Annotated in this window: 14 protein-coding genes; 1 reads left to right on the plus strand and 13 read right to left on the minus strand. The window is 62.2% G+C overall.

The window, feature by feature from the left end; translation table 11 throughout:
- The 13 genes from EEB19_RS24140 to EEB19_RS24200 form a co-directional block, all read right to left on the minus strand.
- A partial coding sequence (locus tag EEB19_RS24140) for a condensation domain-containing protein (protein ID WP_187589863.1) occupies window positions 1–4,440 on the minus strand: 4,440 nt, incomplete at its 3' end.
- Window positions 4,441–4,491: 51 nt separating this feature from the next.
- A complete protein-coding gene (locus tag EEB19_RS24145; protein ID WP_262365888.1) occupies window positions 4,492–5,994 on the minus strand; it encodes a polysaccharide biosynthesis tyrosine autokinase in 1,503 nt (500 codons plus the stop codon).
- Between the two features lie 153 nt (window positions 5,995–6,147).
- Window positions 6,148–6,891 (minus strand): SGNH/GDSL hydrolase family protein, encoded by a 744-nt coding sequence (locus tag EEB19_RS24150; RefSeq protein ID WP_187589865.1) that lies wholly within the window; start codon window positions 6,889–6,891, stop codon window positions 6,148–6,150.
- A 71-nt stretch (window positions 6,892–6,962) separates the two neighbouring features.
- Window positions 6,963–8,069: a polysaccharide pyruvyl transferase family protein gene (locus tag EEB19_RS24155; RefSeq protein WP_187589866.1), complete on the minus strand. Its 1,107-nt coding sequence runs from the start codon at window positions 8,067–8,069 to the stop codon at window positions 6,963–6,965.
- Window positions 8,062–9,351: a lipopolysaccharide biosynthesis protein gene (locus EEB19_RS24160; protein ID WP_262365889.1), complete on the minus strand. Its 1,290-nt coding sequence runs from the start codon at window positions 9,349–9,351 to the stop codon at window positions 8,062–8,064. The genes EEB19_RS24155 and EEB19_RS24160 overlap by 8 nt, the downstream gene beginning before the upstream one ends.
- Window positions 9,348–9,830, minus strand: a complete 483-nt coding sequence (locus tag EEB19_RS24165) for a DapH/DapD/GlmU-related protein (protein WP_316245485.1) — start codon at window positions 9,828–9,830, stop codon at window positions 9,348–9,350. Before EEB19_RS24165 ends, EEB19_RS24160 begins: the two co-directional genes overlap by 4 nt.
- A 59-nt stretch (window positions 9,831–9,889) precedes the next feature.
- On the minus strand, window positions 9,890–11,149 hold the full coding sequence (locus tag EEB19_RS24170; RefSeq protein WP_187589869.1) for a glycosyltransferase family 4 protein: 1,260 nt from the start codon (window positions 11,147–11,149) through the stop codon (window positions 9,890–9,892).
- Between the two features lie 11 nt (window positions 11,150–11,160).
- Entirely contained in the window at window positions 11,161–11,772 is a 612-nt protein-coding gene (locus EEB19_RS24175; RefSeq protein ID WP_262365890.1) for a DapH/DapD/GlmU-related protein, read from the minus strand.
- Window positions 11,769–12,935, minus strand: a complete 1,167-nt coding sequence (locus EEB19_RS24180; RefSeq protein ID WP_187589870.1) for a glycosyltransferase — start codon at window positions 12,933–12,935, stop codon at window positions 11,769–11,771. The genes EEB19_RS24175 and EEB19_RS24180 overlap by 4 nt, the downstream gene beginning before the upstream one ends.
- A complete protein-coding gene (locus EEB19_RS24185; RefSeq protein WP_187589896.1) occupies window positions 12,932–13,891 on the minus strand; it encodes a GDP-L-fucose synthase in 960 nt (319 codons plus the stop codon). Before EEB19_RS24185 ends, EEB19_RS24180 begins: the two co-directional genes overlap by 4 nt.
- A gap of 26 nt (window positions 13,892–13,917) precedes the next feature.
- Window positions 13,918–14,940 (minus strand): GDP-mannose 4,6-dehydratase, encoded by a 1,023-nt coding sequence (gene gmd, locus EEB19_RS24190; RefSeq protein WP_187589871.1) that lies wholly within the window; start codon window positions 14,938–14,940, stop codon window positions 13,918–13,920.
- Window positions 14,941–15,002: 62 nt separating this feature from the next.
- Window positions 15,003–16,304, minus strand: a complete 1,302-nt coding sequence (locus EEB19_RS24195; RefSeq protein WP_187589872.1) for a UDP-glucose/GDP-mannose dehydrogenase family protein — start codon at window positions 16,302–16,304, stop codon at window positions 15,003–15,005.
- Window positions 16,304–17,737, minus strand: coding sequence for a sugar transferase (locus EEB19_RS24200; protein ID WP_262365891.1), 1,434 nt, complete (start codon window positions 17,735–17,737; stop codon window positions 16,304–16,306). Before EEB19_RS24200 ends, EEB19_RS24195 begins: the two co-directional genes overlap by 1 nt.
- An 877-nt stretch (window positions 17,738–18,614) precedes the next feature.
- Here EEB19_RS24200 and EEB19_RS24205 point away from each other — a divergent pair.
- Window positions 18,615–19,880 (plus strand): O-antigen ligase family protein, encoded by a 1,266-nt coding sequence (locus EEB19_RS24205; protein WP_187589873.1) that lies wholly within the window; start codon window positions 18,615–18,617, stop codon window positions 19,878–19,880.
- Window positions 19,881–19,989: the final 109 nt, after the last annotated feature.

Below are 19,989 nucleotides of genomic sequence, written 5' to 3' on the forward strand. Positions count from 1 at the left end.
CGGTCTCGTGGGCTCGGAGATGTTTATAAGAGACAGCTCCCTGAGGAGCGACCGAGCTTGCGAGGGAGCGTCACGAAGGGCCGCACCTCCACCCGCTGGTCGATTAGCCAGCGAGCCGCCAGGCGAGCCGGCGTATCGAGACCACCCCCGCACCATCTCCACGTCGAGCGCCTCACCCCCGAACACCACCGTCCGCACCGACGACAACGCATCCGGATCGACGAGCGTCGGATCAGTGAGCGCGGCGAAAGCCGTGGGGGTCTGCGACAACACGGTCACACCGTGTCGATCGATCACCTCGGCGAGGCGTCGCGGATCACGCACCGTCGCCTTGTCGACGGCGACAACGCTGCCGCCCGAGGCGAGTGCCGCGAAGATCTCCCACACCGAGAAGTCGAAGGTGTAGGAGTGCACCCAGCTCCACACGTCCTCCGGTGCGGTGTCCACCACCGCGAGGCCTGCGCCCAGCAGTGCCGCGAGGTTGTCGCGTGTGACGACGACGCCCTTCGGCTGTCCGGTCGAGCCCGAGGTGTGAATGATGTAGGCCCCGCCGGGAATCGGATCGGCGACACCGAGACCCGGGCCTGCCGACACCAGCAGCCCGTCCTCGACCACTGCGGCCGGTTCGGTGGCATCGATCAGCAAATCGATGCGTGACTGAGGATTTTCCGGGTCGATCGGGACGTAGACACCGTCGATCAGGAAAGTCGCGACCATCGCAACGACAGCGTCGGAGCCCTCCCGCACCAGCAAGGCCACCCGGTCGCCAGGACGTACGCCGACCTCCCGCAGATGGTCTCCCAGGAGTCGAGCGCGACTCACCAAATCTGAGTAGGTGATCTCCTTGACGCCGCCGACGACCGCCGTCGCATCCGGCCGGGTATCGGCGTACCGGAGGATCTCGGTGATGGGATCGATCAGCGGGGTGGTCCGCGGACGACGCTGCGGCGCGGCGGTCTTGGGTGCCAGGTCGACGACCAATGCATCGTCGTCGGCGTCGGCCATCGTCGCCACCACGGCGACGAACCGGTCGAGAAGATGCTCGGCTGCAACGACATCGACGTGGTGCTCGGCGACGGTGAGGGTGATCGCCAGACCCTCGGGTCCGTCGACGATGCTGAACTCGAGTGCGGTCCGCGCCCGATACGTCGGAAGTGTCTCGCCCGAGTCGATCACGTCCGCCCCGGACACGTCGGGTTGGTCGGCGTGGTAGGCGACGATGACGTCGGCGAGTCCGGTCGGCGCCGACGCCGCGTGCTTCATCGCGTCGGAGACGGACTTGCCGACGCGCGAGAGCGCGCCCGCGACCGGCAGATTCCGCACACCCTTGATGCGCAACGGCACGGTCTGCACATACATGCCGACCTGGTGCAGTTCGTCACTCGTCTCGCGGCCGGCGACGGGCATCGAGACCATGATGTCGTCGGAGCCGGTGTAGTCGCCCAGCGTCGTCGAGAGGGCAAGGCAGAGCGCGGAGTTGATGGTGGTGTCGGCAACGCGAGCTCGCGCCGCTGCCGCGTCGCGGGTGGCTGCGTCGACGGTGCGGCGCAGGTACACGGCTGAACCGCGGGTCAGCCCCGGGGTGTGCGGGTCGGCGGGCGCCGGCAGGGGCAGTTGCTCGGGAGCTCGACGCAGAGCGCGTGTCCAGTACAGCTTGCCGCCCGACGCTTGTGACTGGTCACGCGCGGCGAGGGTCGCGCTGAATTCGATCGGCTCGGTGTCCCAGGCGGGCGCGTGACCGGCGGCGCGGGCCTGTACGGCCTCCGAGAAGTCGTGCAGAATGATCGGCGTCGACCACTCATCGATGGCGATGTGGTGCGCGACGAGTACGAGTTCGACGGTGTCATCCGACGAGTCGATGACGGCACGCCACGGTGCGGCGACCGTGAGGTCGAAAGGCGTTGCGACAGCCCGTTCGATCCCGGCGGCGTCGAGCGTCGCGCCGGTGATAGGCGCTGTCGCACTTGCCTCGGCAACACTGCGCACGACCGCGATCGGTTCGCCGCCGTCATCGGGATAGATCGTCCGCAGCGCTTCATGCCGCGTCGCGACGTCCACCAGCGCAGCGCGCACCACCTCGGCGGTGATGCCGGCGGAGAGCGTGAGGTGGATGGGCAGGTGGTAGACGATGTCGACTTGCTCATCCCCCGCCCGCTGAGAACCTAGCCCAACCGATCCCTGAGGAGCGAGCTCGCGAGCGTCACGAAGGGTCCCCTGCGCCGCCCGATTGATCACCCAGAGTTCCCGCTGCGCCTGCGTCGGCTGATACCGAACAACCCCGTTCGACGACACGCGACTCGGTGCGGACTTCTCGATCACCGACGCGAGGTCACGCAGGGTGATGACGTCATGAAGATCCTGCATCCCGATCGTCACGTGATGCGATGACCCGAGGTGAGCAGCCAGCTGCATGAAAGCCAGTGAGGTGGTGCCCAATTGCACCAGTTCGTCGTCCATCGAGGGCCGTTCGACTCCGACGACCGCGGTGACCGCCTCGGCCACCGCCTTCTCGGTCGGTGTGTTCGGCGCGCTGTAGGGCTTGGGGGTCGACCGCGTGGTGGCGAGCAGGAGCGCTGTGGCGTCCCGGTCAGCGGCACCGTCGGCGGTGGACGGAATGGTGTCGAGAACGGCGATCTTGTCGGGCCAGATGACCTGCGGTACGACCGAATTGGCACGACGACGCACCGCGGCGGGCAGGCGTTCGCGATCTGCGTTGTCGTCGGCGAGGATTCCGATTCCGAGCCCCGTCGCCCCCGTCACCGCGACTGCCGCTTTCACACCCTCGACTTCACGGGCCGCCCGTTCGAGGTCGGCGAGATCAACCTTCACGCCATCGACGACGACCTGGTCGATGAGTCGGTGATCGACGACGAGTTCCCCAGTGGTGCCGTCGATGTGCCCGAGATCGCCCGTGTCCACACCGTCGACGAAGATATGGCCGGTCATCCAGGCCGGCACACGGTGTCCACGTGCATCCCGCACCTCGACGACGCTGGTCGAGTAGGCCGACCCGCCAGGCGACGTCCCCCCGCTGGTCGAGTAGTCCGAGCCGCTAGGCGAGGACGTATCGAGACCACCACCCCCCTCCGCAAACTCCAGATCCCCCACGAGCCGATCCGGCTCCTCCAGCAACGCCCGCGAGAACGTCCCGATCATCGCCAGGAACTGGCGGTGGTGCTCCTCGACTTCGGCCTGGGTGTACCGGTTCGGGTTGGCTTCGAAGCCCACCATGAGCGAGTCCGAGCCTGACTCGCCTGCCGAAGGATAGATATTGACGATCAGATCGTCGGCGAGTCCGGCGGTGAGGAAGTGAAAGGTCGCTTTGGCGTCGCCACATGCAACCTCGCGATCGAAGAGCATCAGGTTCAGCATCGGCCCAGAGCGCTCCTGCCCAGATGTCCTTGAGGCTCTACCACTCGTTTCGTCGGCTGCGACGTCGGCCCAAACGTCCTCACCGCGGAAGCGCTGATGCCGCAGCGCACCCATCAGAGCGGACTGCGTTGTGCGAAGCGCCTCCCGAATGCTCGCTTCGGCCGTCACGTGAGTCCGCAACGGGACGGTGTTGGCCATCGGAAGTGGTGTTGCTCGCAGTTCGCCGGTCGTCCTGGCGGCGACGGGGAACTGAAAGATGACCTCGTCGCCGACGGCGACACGGCTGAGGTAAGCGGCGAAGGACGCAGTCAGCACCGTGGGCAGTATCGTCGAGCATCGTTCTGCGGCCACCCGCATTGACTTCATCGTGACATCAGGCACTGCCGCAACAACTTCGCGACCAATCGCCACCGGTACACCGTGACGGTGTGCCAGGCTCTTTCCCAGCCCCACGCCGGCCATCGCATCCCGCCAGTAATCACGATCGATCCGAAATCGTCGCGATCGCCGGTACTCCGCGTCAGCTCGGGCAGGCAGCTCGAAATCGACTGGTGCGACCTCGGGTAGCGGCTCGCCACGAACACACGCCGTGTACGCCGCCAGTGCCTCGGCCAGCCGTTCTTTACCACTGAACCCATCGGTCGCCAGGTGATGTGCTCGGTTGTACACGATGAACTTCTCGTCTCCGAGAAGAAACAAGATGCCGCGAACAGTGCGGTCAACGCGCGGATCCAGCGCTCGCGCGTAGTCCTTGCGCATCATCTGGTGTGCGGTCGCCCACGGATCAGCTTCTTGCCGCACATCGACAACGTCTGCGACGTGGTGCAGCGATGGATCCCAGACACCCACAGGTCCGGTATCCGTCTCCTCGAACCTCAGTTGACTGAACTTCGCACGGCGCACCATTTCGCCTGTTACGCGTACGAATTCAGAAACATCGACGGGTCCATCGATCTCGACGAACTGCGCAACGTTGATCGGCACCCCTGGAGCCGTTTGCTGCATCGTCCAGAGCGATCGCTGGGCCGCGTCGAGCCCGAACCGGTATACGGGTCCTGAACCGCTCATGTTTTCACCTCGAAGTCACGCCGCGCCCCGCTCGTGGCGGACCGCAGTCCTCTACCGCCTGACGTTCCCCGCTCCGCTCGATTCCGCGATGTCGGTGAAGGATTCGGATGTCGAGGATGACGGCAATTCGGCTCCTTGATGCACCGGCTCGGCGGGCCGCACACTGTCCTGGCTCGCTGACGTAGACCCGTAGTACGCGTACGTGGCGGAACGCGCGTACTTGGTATCCGTCAATACAATCCCCGCCAGCCTGGCCTGGGCTCGCGCGAGACTCTCAATCGCGGACGACACGTACTTCGTCTTGCTTCGTCCCACACGGGCGACAACCAGCACCGCATCGACCGACTTGGACAAAATGACAGCATCGACAACAGGGAGAATTGGAGGCGAGTCGAGGACGACATGGTCGAACTCAGCGGCCAGTTCGGTCAGGCCCCGGATCATTCGCTCGGAATCGAGCAGTTCCGCAGGGTTGGGTGGCTGCGGGCCCGAGGTCATGACTGAAAGGTTGTCCACTGGACCTACCTGTAACAGATCACCCAGGGGTGCATCTCCGCGAAGCCAATTGGTCAATCCGATTGACACGGGAAGCTTCATCCTCGATGCAACCTGTGGTCGCCGAAGGTCCGCGTCGACGAGCAACACCGAGTTTCCTGCCTCCGCCAAACTTGCTGCCAAGTTCATCGCTGTGGTCGTCTTGCCTTCGCTACCAACAGCGCTGGTCACCAGAACAGTGTGAGGAGGATTATCGACATCGATGAACGAAAGGTTCGTCCGCAATTTTCTGTAGCTCTCGGCCGCAAGCGATGCACCGGCAGCGAAGTCGACCAGCTTGCCACCCTCGATATTCGAGTCGGTGGGCACCGTCGCGACAACAGGGAGGTCGGTGACGATCTCCAGATCGGCTTCACCCTTCACCTTGTCACTCAGACGGTTACGAGCAAACACAACAATCAGTCCCACCACGGCCCCGATCACCACACCCAGCAGCACGGTCCGAACCGTGTTCGGACTCACGGGTATCGACGGTTCCGCTGCGGGACTCACCATACTCAGTTTCACCAGAGGTTCCTGCGAACCCGCTGGCGTCTCGAGCTGCGCCACATAGCGCGTCAAAGCCGCACCCACACCATTCGCCAGGCGCGCGGCGAGCTCTCTATCGGAACTTCGGGCGCGAACATTGAGCAACACCGTATTCGGAGTCGTGCTGGCAGACACCGCGGTACGCGCGACCGCGACGTCGACTGGTAGATTTCCGCTGCCGATGGCCTCCCGCAGAACGACATCGGAGTTCGCCAGTTTCGTGTATGAGGCCACACGTTGTTCAGAAGCCAGCGATCCCTGATACGCGGCAGCAGTCGAGCTGTCATTGACTGTCGAAGAGATGTACATCGTTGCGGACGCTTGGTAGATCGGTGTCGCCAGAAGGCAATAGACCAGACCGGCGAGCGCAAACACCAGGGTGGAGATGGCAATGACCAACCACCCATCCCTCAAGACCCGCAGCCACGATGGAAGGCCTTGCCGGGCGTCTACTGTTGAAGTCTCATTCATTTCGAAGAACCGATCAGTCTCGTGGCGGCCGGGGTCGGCCGCGCAGATTTACATGTCGTCAGAGGGGATCGGACGGCCACAACACTCAGCAACCAACCGGACTCGGCAAACACACCTGGTAGCGACAAGCTGTCGCGTGACGTGCACCTCCAATCAATCAAGAGCCGACCAGACAGTTTCGAACCACAGTTGCGAACCTGCAGCATTGGGATGTACGCCTAACCCATCCGGAACGATCAGCGCTCCGAGGTCAGGACTTTTCGCGAATGCCGAGTAGACATCGATCACCGGCAGTCCACGACCCAACGCCCAGAACCTGATCTCTTCGACATTTCGGGCGGATCGATCTGATCGAGGTACGGTCGCAGCGTTCTGCAGCATCACGGCGATGGCGACATCGCTGCCCCATCGATTTCTGATCGTCTCGACGAGATCCTCCGAGTCGCTGGCGGCGGTACCGGGGTGTTGATTGTGCCCGAATGACAGCAGGACTATGTCAGGTCGTGTCGGCTGCAACGAGTTCAGATCGGGGATCGCCTGGCCGGCAGACGAACCCGCCACCGAGCCGTTCCAGATGGACACCTTCGGTCCGTTCGCTCCGTAGGTGTACGGCTGAAAGAAGAACCTCGAACGCTCTTTGTCCCAGAGGTGCAGATCCACCACCCGGTGAGCCGCGAGCGCCCTCGCCCACAGACCCACCCATTCGTCGGAGGTGTTACCGGTCGAATCCCCCAGCACGCTTACGGTGAGGCCGGAAGAGGACGCCATCATCGCACGTATATCGGTCAGGGACGCCTCTGCGCGCGGCGCCACCTCAGAATTGCCAGACGTACGGCCGGCGAGGACCACACACCCGGCCACCACACACGCCAGCAGCGCCAAGACAATGCCGATCACGATTCCTTGCCGCCCCGATCGCCGAGATGACAATCGGGCACCGAGCTCGGACGCGAACTGTGCAGGTGAAATCAACGCGCTGCCCTTTCAACGCCCTCTTCGCGGCGATCTCGCTCCGCTTCAGCCGCGACGTGCGGCTCGGGAATGGCGATGGACTCGTCGATGAGCCGAGCAGCAGTATTCACAGCACTGGCGTGTGCCTGGTGCGCCTCTGACAGCCGATCGGCGGAGATGCCGGCACCCGAGGGAGTCAACGGACGTGTTGGGATCACCCACGCTAGTGCGTCGGTGAGTTTGGTGTCGCCCGAGGACTGGTAGACAACCGGGATCGCGCCTTCACGCGCAGCCAAGATGGCCACGTGCAGCCGGTCGGTGACGCACACAGCGCCATGCGCATAGGCCGCAACGAGCGCGGTCTCCTGTTCGCGATGCGACACGCCGCGCTTCCACTCAATATGGTCGGCGCCGAGCCTGCGCGCGAGTCGAGCGTTGGCCGCTGCATCCGACTTGACCTGCGTTGCGACAACTATCTGCAAGTTTGCCTGTGACGCAACGGACTGAATAGCTGATGCGAACCAGGCCGGCAGTTCTCTGTCTCCCCGAACCGAAACAATCAGCGTGCCGCTTCCTGTGCCGCCATGAGTCACCTTTGCCCGACGAAACGCCAGATCGGGAACAAGCCGAGCCCGACGGCCCAGCCGCCGTTCTGTCCGGACATCGCGGGTCGTGTATCGCGTTGCCGCACGGCACAAAGCTCTCTCGACACCCAAGTCAAACCGAGATCCGCCGACCACAGCGCGACCCAGGACGAGAACCGTACCCCCGCGAACGTTGATCACGCCTGCGAAGGCTGCGAGCAACAAGTGCTTCAGCCTACGTCCGATCGACTGCCCGAGGAACGCCGGCCCGGGTGCGACGACAAAGACAGTTCGATGCGAGCTCACGACCGATGCCGCCAGTGTCCGCACGAAATGGATTGGGTCAGCGATTGTTTGCGCATCGGGGGTGTCTGTGAGCACCGACGCGATGTAGTCCTCGGACATGTGCCCCACGTAGACGCACAGTCGGGCGTCCGGGTATCGCGCGGACAACATGGCCAGGCATTCACGCCGGATGACTACGTCACCGATGTTCCCATCGGCTGCCGAAATGCTGACGAATATCGTCGCTTCAGGCATTGACGCCCCCTTCCTTGAAGATCGACCCGACAAAGAGCGCCAAGAGCAGAGCCTGGACCGCGAAGGCGATGCAAAGAACGACGGCCGCTGTGACAGCTCCCAGACCGAACCCACCTACGAATCCGAGACCCACAAAGGTGGCCGCACAAGAGATCACCGCGACGGTTGCAACCAGATTTGTGTGTCCCCAACCCTGCAACAGGGAACTGAACTGCGATGCCATACTGGCGAAAACCAGTCCAACACATATTATCTGAATGCAGGGGACCGCGTCGACATAGCTGTCACCCAGGAACATCGGTATCACAAACGGACTCAACGCTGCGATGGAGGCGAAGACAATCGAGCTTAGTGCGACGACCAACAGCACAGGAGCGAGCAACGCTCGGGCACCAGATCGGCCTACCCGACTGGCGTGGGGCATCAGCACCAGTGCGAACGACGTCGGGATGATCCGGAAAGGTGAGACCAACCGGCTCGCGGCACCGTACATGCCCACGGCCAACGCGCTGGCACCGGTGACTGCAAGTATGGCCACGTCGAAGTTCCTGAGTTGAACTGCCAGCGAATTGATCCAGAAACCGCGACTGGAACGATAGGTCGCGACGCTCCATGACAAACCGAGAGCACCTGGCATGTGGCGCTTGTTGCGCCAGATCACGAGCGGCAGGACGATCGCCGAGCCGGCGAGCAGGCCGACTGCTGCACACAACGCGGTGTTCCCCGATTCGGCCACTGCCACTACGACGACGAGCAGGGCAACCGATCTACGCGCAATCGTCGCGATCGCGTTCTCGTATACCCGTCCGTCCGCCAGAGACAGACCAAGCCATGACTCCACATAGTTGTCCACGAGGCCCCACGCCACGAGAACTCCCACGAAGGCCGGAACGCCGAAGATCATTCCGAGCGAAAGTGCCGCAACGGTTGTCAGCATGAGCGCGGCAACGGTCACACACAGACTCATTCGGAGCGCGACTCTGGCGATGCCGTCGTCCACGACTCGCTCGGCCGGATCACGATCTCTTCCTGCTGCTCGCCTCGACACGATCGTCTGGACGAGGCCGAAACCGAACAGCGCTTGCAGCACAACGACGACTCCGTAGACGGCGGCGAAGGAGCCGAACGCTGCAGGCCCGCTGAGTCGCGCCACCAACGCGAACGTCACGGCTTGGAGAGCTGCGCCCCCAAGTCTGCCGACGCCGACGATCGCAGCCTGCCCGAAGACCCTTGAGCCCTCTGAACGTGGAGTTGCGGTATCGACCGCGGAAGGAGCTGTCATGACGCTCTGGTGCTTCGCTCGTTCGATGCGGCAGTCACCAACTCATGTGGGCCGACGTCGCGTGCGACGACGGCATTGGCTCCCACCACTGCGTTGTCACCGATGCAGACCCCGCGCAGGACGATACTGCGCGCGGCGATCCACACCCGGTCGCCGATGTGGATCGGTGCGTTGTCGAATTCAAAACTGGGCGAATGCCTTTGGTGACTCCCGCTGCACAGCAGGACTTGCTGAGAGATACAACAGTCCCGGCCGATTCGAACGGCCTCGAGATTGAGAATCCACGCTCCCTCACCGATCCAGCTGTTGTCCCCAACAGTCAGTTTCCACGGCCAGTGGATTCGCACATCGTGTCGGATCAGCACTCCGTTGCCTATAGAAGCGCCGAATGACCGGAGCACCCGGACCCGTACGTCCGAGGGCACCCACCACAGCGACAAAGGCGTGCGAATCGCCATCCACAGCGCCTGGATCAACACGTTCCGACCCTTGTCGTATCCGGTTCCCGCGAAGTCACCGAGGCTCAGTTCGGGGTGGGTCATGACTGGACCTCGGTCAACTGGCTCACGCTCAGATCCTTTGTCGGCCGGCGGAAAGCGCTGATGAGGGTCTCGAACCGAGCGATCGCCGACCCTTCGGACAATTCTGATCTGAAGTATTCGCGGCCTCGGTCGCCGAGGTCTCGCTGGGTCCTCGGCGAGGCGTGAAGGTCTCTCAGAGCTGCGACCAGACCCTCGGGATCACCTGGCGCAACGCGAATACCAGCTGCAGAGCGCGAAATCTCGTCGGCTGCCGGGGTGTCCTCGGACGTCGCGGCGACGACCGGGCGACCGGCGAAAAAGTACGACGTGAGCTTGCTCGGCACGGCCATGCCCCTCAAACCTGGCGCCTCGTTCAGCAACAGCGCATCTGCCGATGCGAGCAAAGCAGGAAACTCGTCAGTCGGGACAGGGTCGTGGAACTCGATATTGATCGCGCCTGCGGCTGCCCTTTCGATCGCTGAGCGCTCGGATCCGTCACCAACGAACACGAACTTCATATCGTCGTAGCCGGCCTCCCGCGCAGCCTCCGCCGCTCGGACCACATTCTGCAGGTCTTGCTTCTTGCCCATATTGCCCGCGTGGACGACGACGAAGTCGTCGTCCACCCACCCTTGGCTCGCCCGATACTCCGCTGCGTCTCCGGCGCGATCGCAGCCGTCTACATGCGTCCAGTTCTTGACGACCGACACACGACCGCGGTCGACCGCGAGTTCGCTGACCAGATGCGCTTCGAACGAGTCATGAATAGCCACTACCGCGTCACTACCGCGCAGTCCCCAACTCTCAACGGCGGAGACGAGGCGCTGCAGGCGCGACGAGTTCGAGACCCCGGTCTCCCGAATACCGAGTCCGTAGAAGTCCTGAACCCACGCGACGATCGGTGTCGGTTGTCGGGTGAGTCGACCGCGCGCCACACACGCCAAGAGCGACGTCAGAGCGGGACTGATCACGATGACGACGTCCGCCTTGCTGATCTCCGACGACATCATCGCGCGCACAGCGAAAATCGCTTCCATCACTATGCGCGTAGTAAATCGTGGGGTGGAGGGAACATAAGTCCGCAAGCGCTTGACGCGGACGCCAGAGACCCGCTGATCGAGGGTCACCCCCTCGTAGCCCTCGTACACCCGCCACTGCGGGTAGTGCGGGTAGGTCGTCACCACAGACACCTCATGGCCGGCCCCCTGCAGACCGCGCGCCAGCGATTCCGCATACGGCGCGATCCCCGTGGGTTCCGGACTGTAGTTGAGCGCCACCAGACACGTTCTCATCTCAGCGCCCCCAGCTTCTTGCCCTCAGCAACGGCCACTGGCGGATATCGGGTTGCGCGCAGCTCGTCGAGAGCCACCGAATGCTGTATTCGAGTAGCGTCGTCATCGAATCGTTCACCGATCTTCCGCGCCGGCACACCGACATTCATCGAGTAGTCGTCGGTGTCGGTGGTCACCACCGATCCCGCAGCGATCACGCTCCCGCGCCCGACGGTCACACCGCTGAGGATCACCGCCGAAGCCCCGACCCAGACGTCGTCACCGATCGTGACCTTGTCCCGAGGCATCTCTTCGCGGTCACCCACCCAGGTGGACAGCAACATCGGCACACCGACCTGATCGATAGCGTGATCATCACGGCCGACGATGTGCACATTCATGCCGATCATGACGAAGTCGCCGATTGACCCGTCCACCTGCACAACCGATCTCGGTCCGATGCTGACGCAGTTGCCGATACGCAAAGCGTGCGGCGCCGAGATTATCGCGCCACGCCCGGCGTTGAAGTCGGCGCCCAGCGTGACATTCGTCGAATCAACGGCAAGTCCGTTCATCACCCCCTTGAGCGACCGACGAACGAATCCCGGGAGTCGCGACCGGCTGCTCATTGTTCGAACCAATCAACGACGCCTGACTCCCGGGCCGACAAGTGAGTGTTCGGGCTTTCGGTGAGTGCGGCGGCAATGCCACCTGCCATTGCCTCAGCTGAGTAGAACGATCTCATGTACTCGACGAGTTGGCCTCGAGCAGTCTCGGTGATCGATTCGGCCTCTTCCAGTACGACGTTCATGGCGAGGCTCAAACCGTCTATCGTGTTGTCCTCATATGCTTTCATCGCGCCGGTCCTCACGAGTTCGATCTCCGGTGCATGAGGCTCATTCCGCGAGAACAGAATCGGTACGCCGAAGCTGAGACTCTGCGTGGCATTCAGACCGATGTATCCCGGAGACAGAGCGCACAGAGCTCCGGCGTAGATCCGGCGAACTGCAGCTGTGCCGGTGACCGTCCCGTGCAGAGTGACCGACGCCCTTACCTCGTCAGCCAATCCGGATAGTTGTGCGGCCAGTACATCCGCCAGTTCACCGGCACCGACGATCTCGAGTGTGTAACCCCTGCGCCACAGTCCAGATTGCTCAAACGCCGGGACAAGCTGATCCACGTTCTTATCCGCCACCAGCCGACCGATATAGACAAACGATGTCCGCTTCGTCAGCGCATCGAGCACCATATCGGCGCTGCCGTAGAGAGCGTTTGGCGCAGTCCATACAGGTTGTGTGGGAATCTCCGCACGAGCCGCGTCGGCGCCATCGTAGTCGTAGGCGATGACGCCGTCGGCCAGTCGACGCATGAACCGACGCAATGCGGCGGTGCGTGCTCCGGCTCCCGCTCGGGGGTGAAGGTGACCCCACACGAGGACCCGGGCGCCTTGCAATCGTCGGACGATCAGAACGAGCCAAGCGCTCAGACTCCGCGGATTGAGATCGATGACGCACACGTCGGCGCCCAGGACGGCACCCTTGATTCCTGTTGCGAGAAAGCGGCCGCCGACAAGCTCTCGACGTTTCACCTCTGAGTAGAGCTCACGGGGAATCCCAGTCCGTACCGTCGGGTCGAGCGCGTAGGCCGCGGCGACGATCTGCACACGGTCGCCGAAACGCCGATTGAGGATGTGCATGCACTCAGTCCGGTACCACGGCACGACTGCCAGGTAGAGCACGATGGCACCGCGGGAATCGACACCGGTCCGGTTCATCTCATGTGACACAGTCATGTCCGGACGACCGCCTTATGCTGCCGGAACCATTCGACAGTCTCGGCGATGCCATCGACGATGGATGTGGACGGCCGCCAGCCGCTGTTCTTGAGTGTGCTGACGTCGAGGACCTTCCGCGGTGTACCGTCCGGTCGTTCGTTGTCCCATCGCGTCTCACCGCTGTAGCCGACGGCATCTGCGACCATCTGGGCCAGCTCCGCAACAGTGTGATCCTCACCTGTCCCGACGTTCACCTGCTGGGGTCCGTCGAACCTCTCCAGGAGGTGTAGACAAGCTCGAGCCATGTCGTCGACGTGAAGCAGCTCACGCCGTGGGGTGCCAGAGCCCCAGTTGATTACGTACGGGTCGCCGTTTTCCGCGGCCGTCGTGTACCGACGAATCAGGGCCGGCAGCAGGTGTGAGCCGTCCGCCGAGAAGTTGTCCTCGGGGCCATACAGGTTCGTGGGCATCGCCGAGATCCAGGGAAGACCGTACTGTCGGCGCACCGCCTGCACGTGCAGGATGCCGGCGATCTTTGCGATTGCATAGGCATCGTTTGTGGGCTCCAGAAGCCCGGTCAGCAGCGAGTCCTCGCGAATGGGCTGCTCCGCAAACTTCGGATAGATGCACGAGGAGCCCAAGAAAAGAACTCTGGGAACGCGTATCTCGAGCGCAGCGTCCAGAACATTGGTTTGAATCTGCAGATTCTGCGACAGGAAGTCCGCTGGATATGTGCTGTTGGCCATGATGCCGCCGACCTTGGCCGCCGCTAGAACCACAACGTCAGGAGCGGTCGACTCGAAGAAGTCGAAGACTTGTCCGCGGTTCGTCAGGTCCAGCTGGTCGTGCGTCCTACCGATGAGGCGAGTGAACCCTTCGCCCGCCAGCAGCCGCCAGATGGCAGAGCCGACCAGGCCCCGATGTCCGGCAACATACACCTTTGCATCTGGATCGAGAATCGGCGTCGCGCGCATGGAATCGTCCCGGTTGTCACTCACGGTCACACCCAGTTCGTCAGGGCCGGCTGATCGATCCACGCCTTGCCTTCGCACTCAAGAGCAGCGATGTCGGCTTCCACCATGATCTTTGCCAGGTCGTCAGCCATCACCGACGGCATCCAACCGAGCTGGCGTGCAGCCTTTCCCGGGTCCCCGATGAGAGCGTCGACCTCTGTCGGACGGAGGTACCTGGGGTCAAACCGCACATGCTCCTCCCAGTCCAACCCGGCATGCTCGAACGCGGTCGCAAGGAAGTCCCGAACAGAACAGCGTCCGCCGGTGGCCAGCACGTAGTCGTCAGGCGCGTCGGCCTGGAGCATGCGCCACATCCCCTCCACATACTCCGGGGCGTAGCCCCAATCACGGATCGCGTCCAGATTTCCCATGTACAGGTGCTGCTCGATACCGGCTTTGATGCGAGCTGCCGCACGGGTGATCTTTCTCGTCACGAAGGTCTCACCGCGTCGGGGTGACTCGTGATTGAACAGAATCCCGTTCACCGCGAACATCCCGTACGCCTCGCGGTAGTTGCGCGTAACCCAGTACGAGTACACCTTGGCCGCCCCATAGGGCGATCGCGGATAAAAGAGAGTGTCCTCGTTCTGCGGTGGCGGCGACGCACCGAACATCTCAGAACTCGACGCTTGATAGAACCGGCACTTGACTCCGGCCAGCCGGACTGCTTCCAGCAACCTGATCGACCCGATACCTGTTGTGTCGCCTGTGTGTTCCGGTTCGTCGAAGCTGACCCGAACATGCGATTGAGCAGCCAGGTTGTACACCTCGTCAGGGTCGATTGACGAGACAAGGGTGACCAAGCGGGCGCCGTCACTCAAATCGCCGTAGTGCAGGAACAACCGGGCCCCCGCCTCATGCGGATCGACGTACAGATGGTTGATTCGCGACGTGTTGAACGTCGATGATCGCCGGATCAGACCGTGGACTTCATATCCCTTGGACAGTAAGAGTTCCGCGAGGTACGACCCGTCCTGGCCGGTGATGCCGGTGATGAGAGCTTTCTTCATGATTCTCCTCGAGTAAGCCTCGTGACAGCAAGGCGCACAGCTGAATTGTCAGGCCGGGGCGCTCAGACTCGGTACTGCCATCCGGCATCTGACCATCGCGCCGGATCGAGACACATCCGCCCGTCAACGACGATTCGTTGTCTCACCTGTTCACCCAGCTCGATCGGATCCAGCGCGAGGAACTCTCTCCATTCAGTGAGGACCAGGACGACATCGGCCTTTTCGCACGCATCGAACGCAGTGATGGCGTAATCGAGTGTTGGGAACAGTTTGCGCGAGTTGTCCATCGCTTTCGGGTCGTACACGGTGACGGATGCGCCTTGGAGCTGGATCTGACCCGCGACATTCAGGGCGGGCGAGTCCCGAACGTCGTCGGACTCGGGTTTGAATGCCGAACCCAGAATGGCGATACGCTTGCCCAGAAGCGAACCGCCACAGACCTCGCGGGTCAACTCCACCATCCGCGTTCTGCGTCGCATGTTCACGTTGTCGACCTCGCGGAGGAAGCTCAAAGCCTCAGCCGCCCCGAGTTCGCCGGCCCGGGCCATGAAGGCGCGAATGTCCTTGGGCAGGCAACCCCCTCCGAACCCCAGTCCGGCATTCAGGAACTTTCGTCCAATACGTGCATCGAAACCGATCGCATCCGCGATCGATTTGACGTCTGCACCTGCGGCATCACACACCTCCGCGATCGCGTTGATGAATGAGATCTTGGTGGCAAGAAAAGCGTTGGCCGAGGTCTTCACCAGTTCGGCGGTCGGCGGGTCGGTGACGATCAGCGGGGTCCCCTCATCGAGGATCGGACCGTAGATCTCACGACAGGCGGTCTCAGATGCGCCTCCGGCGAACATCCCGAGTACAAGACGATCTGGATGCAAGGTGTCCTGTACCGCGAATCCTTCTCGCAGAAACTCTGGGTTCCAGGCGATTTCGACGTCGACGTCCTTTGCCAGTTCATCGGCTCGTTCGGACAGTCGCTGAGCCGTACCGACCGGAACCGTCGACTTGCCCAGGATGATGGCGTCACGCGTGAGCAGCGGGACCAACTCTTCGATCGCAGCGTCGACGTACTGTAGGTCCGCGCTGTATTCACCCTTCTTCTGGGGTGTGCCCACCGCGATGAAGAAAATATCGGCGAAGTCGGCCGCCTCAGCGTAGGACCCGCTGACGGTGAGACGTCCGGAGTCGATGTGCCGCTTCAGCAGTTCCGGTAGTCCCGGCTCGTAGAAGGGGACCTCTCCGGCCGCCAACTGCGCGCGCTTCTCCGGGACGATCTCTACGCCCAGCACATCATGTCCGAGTTCCGCCATGCAGGCAGCGTGGGTGGCGCCGAGATACCCGAGACCAAGAACGACCATTCTCATCAGTAAGCCCCGTCCTTCGCCACGACTGCTCGCACCGTCTTCCAGAGGATCAATGCGTCCTGCATGATCGACCAGTTCTCCACATAGGAGAGGTCAAGCCGTACGGACTCCTCCCAGGAGAGATCAGAACGTCCCGACACCTGCCATAGGCCGGTCATGCCCGGCTTCACCAACATTCGACGCGCGACGCGCCCGTCGTAGCGTTCGACCTCATCGGGCAATGGGGGCCTGGGGCCGACCAAACTCATCGTGCCGCCCAACACATTGAAAAGCTGAGGCAGTTCATCAATCGAGTAACGGCGGATGAAGGCACCCACGCGGGTCACACGCGGATCGTCACGCATTTTGAAGAGCACGCCCGCACCGTCGTTCAGGCTTCGCAGATTGTCCTTGAGGGAGTCCGCATCCTGCACCATGGACCGGAATTTCCACATGGCGAAAGGTCTGTTGTTGATGCCGACGCGGGTGGCCCGGTAGAAGACAGGCCCGCGTGAATCGAGCTTGATCGCCAGCGCGACAGCAGCCAACACTGGAGCAATCGTCAGCAGTATCAACGCGGCGCCGACACGGTCGACAATTGCTTTGCGCAGCCTGTTGGCGCCTTCATAGCGTGGCTTGTCGATGTGCAGCAGGGGCAAGCCGGCGACCGGACGAAGCATCATCCTTGGACCAGCCACATCCGTCACACCAGGAGACACAAGCATGTCGACATCCAAACCTTCGAGATCCCACGACAGACTCTGCATGGCGTGATGGCCCAGCGCCTCCGCGGAGGTGACCGCGACTGTTGTAGCGCCGCATTCGGAAACCGCTCCGCACACGTCGTCGAATGTGCCCAGCACAGGGACATCGATCCCACCGGCAGCTATCGACTTGCGAGGACCGGCGTATGCCTGCGTACATATGCCCACCACTCGATAGCCGAGCGTCGGCTGCTGAATCAGTCGTTCCATGACAGGCACAGCCGATCTGGGTTCCCCGACCACCAATACCTGCTCGAGGTTCTGCGCCCTGGCACGCTGTCGGCCCAATCGTTCACGCCAGACCCATCGCGACAACACGAGGCCCACAGTTCCGATCGGAAGGGCGAGTGCCAGGAATCCACGCGCAATGTTCAAGCGGAACAACAGATCCAGCATTGCGAGCACTCCGAATACCGACAGGCAGGCCGTGGCGACACGGCTATACTCCTGCGAACCGGAGCCCACGACGCGACGATCCAAAGTGTGGAACGCCCTTAGGGTCAACACCCAAGACACACCCAGCACCAGCGATACCAGCGCCGCCGGCGCTTGGATCGCCCCGTTCGGTGTCGTCGCGCTATCTGCCCCGAACCGAACCACTTGAGCGGTGGTCAGTGCGACGGCCACCACGGCGATATCCGACCACGCAAGCCGCACAATGTACCCGTGCATCCAGTTGCGCGAACGCATCTGGGTGCGACCGGCGAACCGCAGCCGTGAGGTGGCTCGGCCCGCCACACCGTGCTGTGGAGCATCTATAGCCCGACTGTTGACCACAGCTCTACCTCCCGACGTGATGCCTGCAATCGAATTACTAGCCAGAGAACGCGCTACAAAACCGAAGATGTGAACTCGACATTCGCAATTCATTGGCGTTTCGAGGCCGCTTCGTGACCTGAACAGACACTGAGAGACTAAGTCAGGTTGAGTGCTTTGACAACTTGAAAATGCCGCCGCCACCAGCGGCAACTCCTAACAGACGTTGAGTTCACAACCATTGTTGCGAAAGTTCGTCTGCGCAATTCTCGAGCGCACGCATGCCGCGGGCCGCCGCTCACTCGGCCACCCGAAATCGATGTAGGTCGTTCTGCAGGATCGCCGACATAGGTTGCGCAACAACATCATTTGAGACCTCCGAGTATCCCGACCACCTCGTCGACGCGTTACCTAAAGCCGCACCTGCGCAGAGGCCGCGCCAGTGATTCAATTCGGAACGTTGCAACAGGCCTTGAGATGGCTAACCACGGATCCGTAATCGAACGGAAGAAGTTCGACTGAACCACTGCCTAAAACAGTCGAACTCATGATGTGCTCCAGATCTCACAGAATAACGATGCAGTAACGTTGCACCGAACCAGTGTGGACATAAGAATGAAACGCACGTTTCACATTCCTATCCACAACTCGCAACGATTGTTGAGAATTCTCGAAATTCTGATGCTCAGTTTGCAGAATCGAATGAATAGGGAATGATGTCGCCATGAGCACCCACGGGCCCGGCCGATCGATAGCACTCGATGCCCCCCGACACTCGATCACGGCCCGCGGATCACGTGATGTTTGGTTGATGGGCGCTTGGTCCGTGATCGCGTTTCTACTTCCCATGTATCGACAGCTCCCGGATGCCGCACGAGTGCTTTGGTTCGCAGGCGTTTTCTCGCTGATCGTCGGATCCGCAGTGTTCCTGCGCCTCGCACGACCCCTGTTTCCCGGGGTGTGGTTGTTTGCCGGTCTGGCGAGTGCGATCGCCGTTTTGACTGCAACCGACACCGCAACCATCCCGGAGAACGCCTTCGTCGGAGCTCAGCTGTTCGCCGTACTCGGGTTGGCCGTGTTCGTCATGACAGCAAACGTCCGGAGATCTCGAAATTTCGTCGCGGCATTCTCCCTGTCCTTCCTAGCCGGCCAGAGCGCATCATCGCTCGCGGGAATAGCACAAGCCGCCGGGTTCGATGTGCTGGGAATCGAGACGGTCCAGGGACGAGCGGCCGGCCTTTCGTCGCATCCCAATGTCCTGGGCTTGATGTCGTCGATCGCAATACTCGTCTGCCTGACCATGCTGCTCCGCGGAGCACCACAACTCGGAACTTCTTTTGCAAGAGTTGCTTTGGGTGCGCTGACCGTGGTCAACGTCGGCGGACTACTGTCGACAGGCAGCCTCAGCTCAATGATGTCGGCCGGCATCGGAGTACTGGTCACCGTCGCGGTCATGCGCGATCGGATCAAGCACTTCGTTCTCGCGGTCGTAGCGACCGCAGCAAGTCTGTGGTTCGTGGCTGAATTCACTTCGGTGTTCAATACGTTCCGGTCGCCGGCTGACCGATACCTCCAGGTCACGGGTCAAACAACGGCCGACAGCACGTGGGACATACGGAAGCTGACGTACGAGTACGCGTGGCAGTCAATCAAAGAAGCGCCCCTCTTCGGCCGAGGGTTGCCCGCCGAGTACGGTGGCACGTACGACGGTATCACGTTGACGCACAACATCTTTCTTCGCGCTTGGTTTCAGGGCGGTGTTCTTCTTGCAATTGCTGTCGGCGCGATCATCATCGCGATCGCAGTCGCGGCGATCCGAGCAGTGGTCCGCAAACAGCACGGAGGTGCGGCCGGCGTCCTCGTGACCATCGCTGCGTTTGCGCTCACCTCCGCATTCTTCGAACAGCCTGACTACTGGCTCCCCGCAATCGTCGCGTGGGCTGCGATCTCTGTCGACAGTAACGGCCTCCAGCCACCACAGCGGTGGCGGCAATCAGATGTCCACGTAGGTGTCCGGGAATCGGTATCGACTCGTTCGAAGGCCAGGAGCGCGGGCGATCTCGAGACGACGAATTGATCGCAGCGCACTCAGAGATCCTGTCTCCGTCGCTACAGTTGCTCACGGATTCCGTGGTCGGCAAGTCTCGCACCGTCGCGAATTCAACACTCGGTGGCGTTGGAGCCCC

Source organism: Gordonia sp. OPL2, from assembly GCF_003797825.1.
Taxonomy (GTDB): domain Bacteria; phylum Actinomycetota; class Actinomycetes; order Mycobacteriales; family Mycobacteriaceae; genus Gordonia.

What these genes read in the sequence shown, in the direction of transcription:
- EEB19_RS24145 (WP_262365888.1), bottom strand. Translation starts at nt 5,994, where the DNA reads ATGAATGAGACTTCAACAGTAGACGCCCGGCAAGGCCTTCCATCGTGG.
- EEB19_RS24155 (WP_187589866.1), bottom strand. Translation starts at nt 8,069, where the DNA reads ATGCCTGAAGCGACGATATTCGTCAGCATTTCGGCAGCCGATGGGAAC.
- EEB19_RS24160 (WP_262365889.1), bottom strand. Translation starts at nt 9,351, where the DNA reads ATGACAGCTCCTTCCGCGGTCGATACCGCAACTCCACGTTCAGAGGGC.
- EEB19_RS24175 (WP_262365890.1), bottom strand. Translation starts at nt 11,772, where the DNA reads ATGAGCAGCCGGTCGCGACTCCCGGGATTCGTTCGTCGGTCGCTCAAG.
- EEB19_RS24180 (WP_187589870.1), bottom strand. Translation starts at nt 12,935, where the DNA reads ATGACTGTGTCACATGAGATGAACCGGACCGGTGTCGATTCCCGCGGT.
- EEB19_RS24185 (WP_187589896.1), bottom strand. Translation starts at nt 13,891, where the DNA reads ATGCGCGCGACGCCGATTCTCGATCCAGATGCAAAGGTGTATGTTGCC.
- gmd (WP_187589871.1), bottom strand. Translation starts at nt 14,940, where the DNA reads ATGAAGAAAGCTCTCATCACCGGCATCACCGGCCAGGACGGGTCGTAC.
- EEB19_RS24195 (WP_187589872.1), bottom strand. Translation starts at nt 16,304, where the DNA reads ATGAGAATGGTCGTTCTTGGTCTCGGGTATCTCGGCGCCACCCACGCT.
- EEB19_RS24200 (WP_262365891.1), bottom strand. Translation starts at nt 17,737, where the DNA reads ATGCGTTCGCGCAACTGGATGCACGGGTACATTGTGCGGCTTGCGTGG.
- EEB19_RS24205 (WP_187589873.1), top strand. Translation starts at nt 18,615, where the DNA reads ATGGGCGCTTGGTCCGTGATCGCGTTTCTACTTCCCATGTATCGACAG.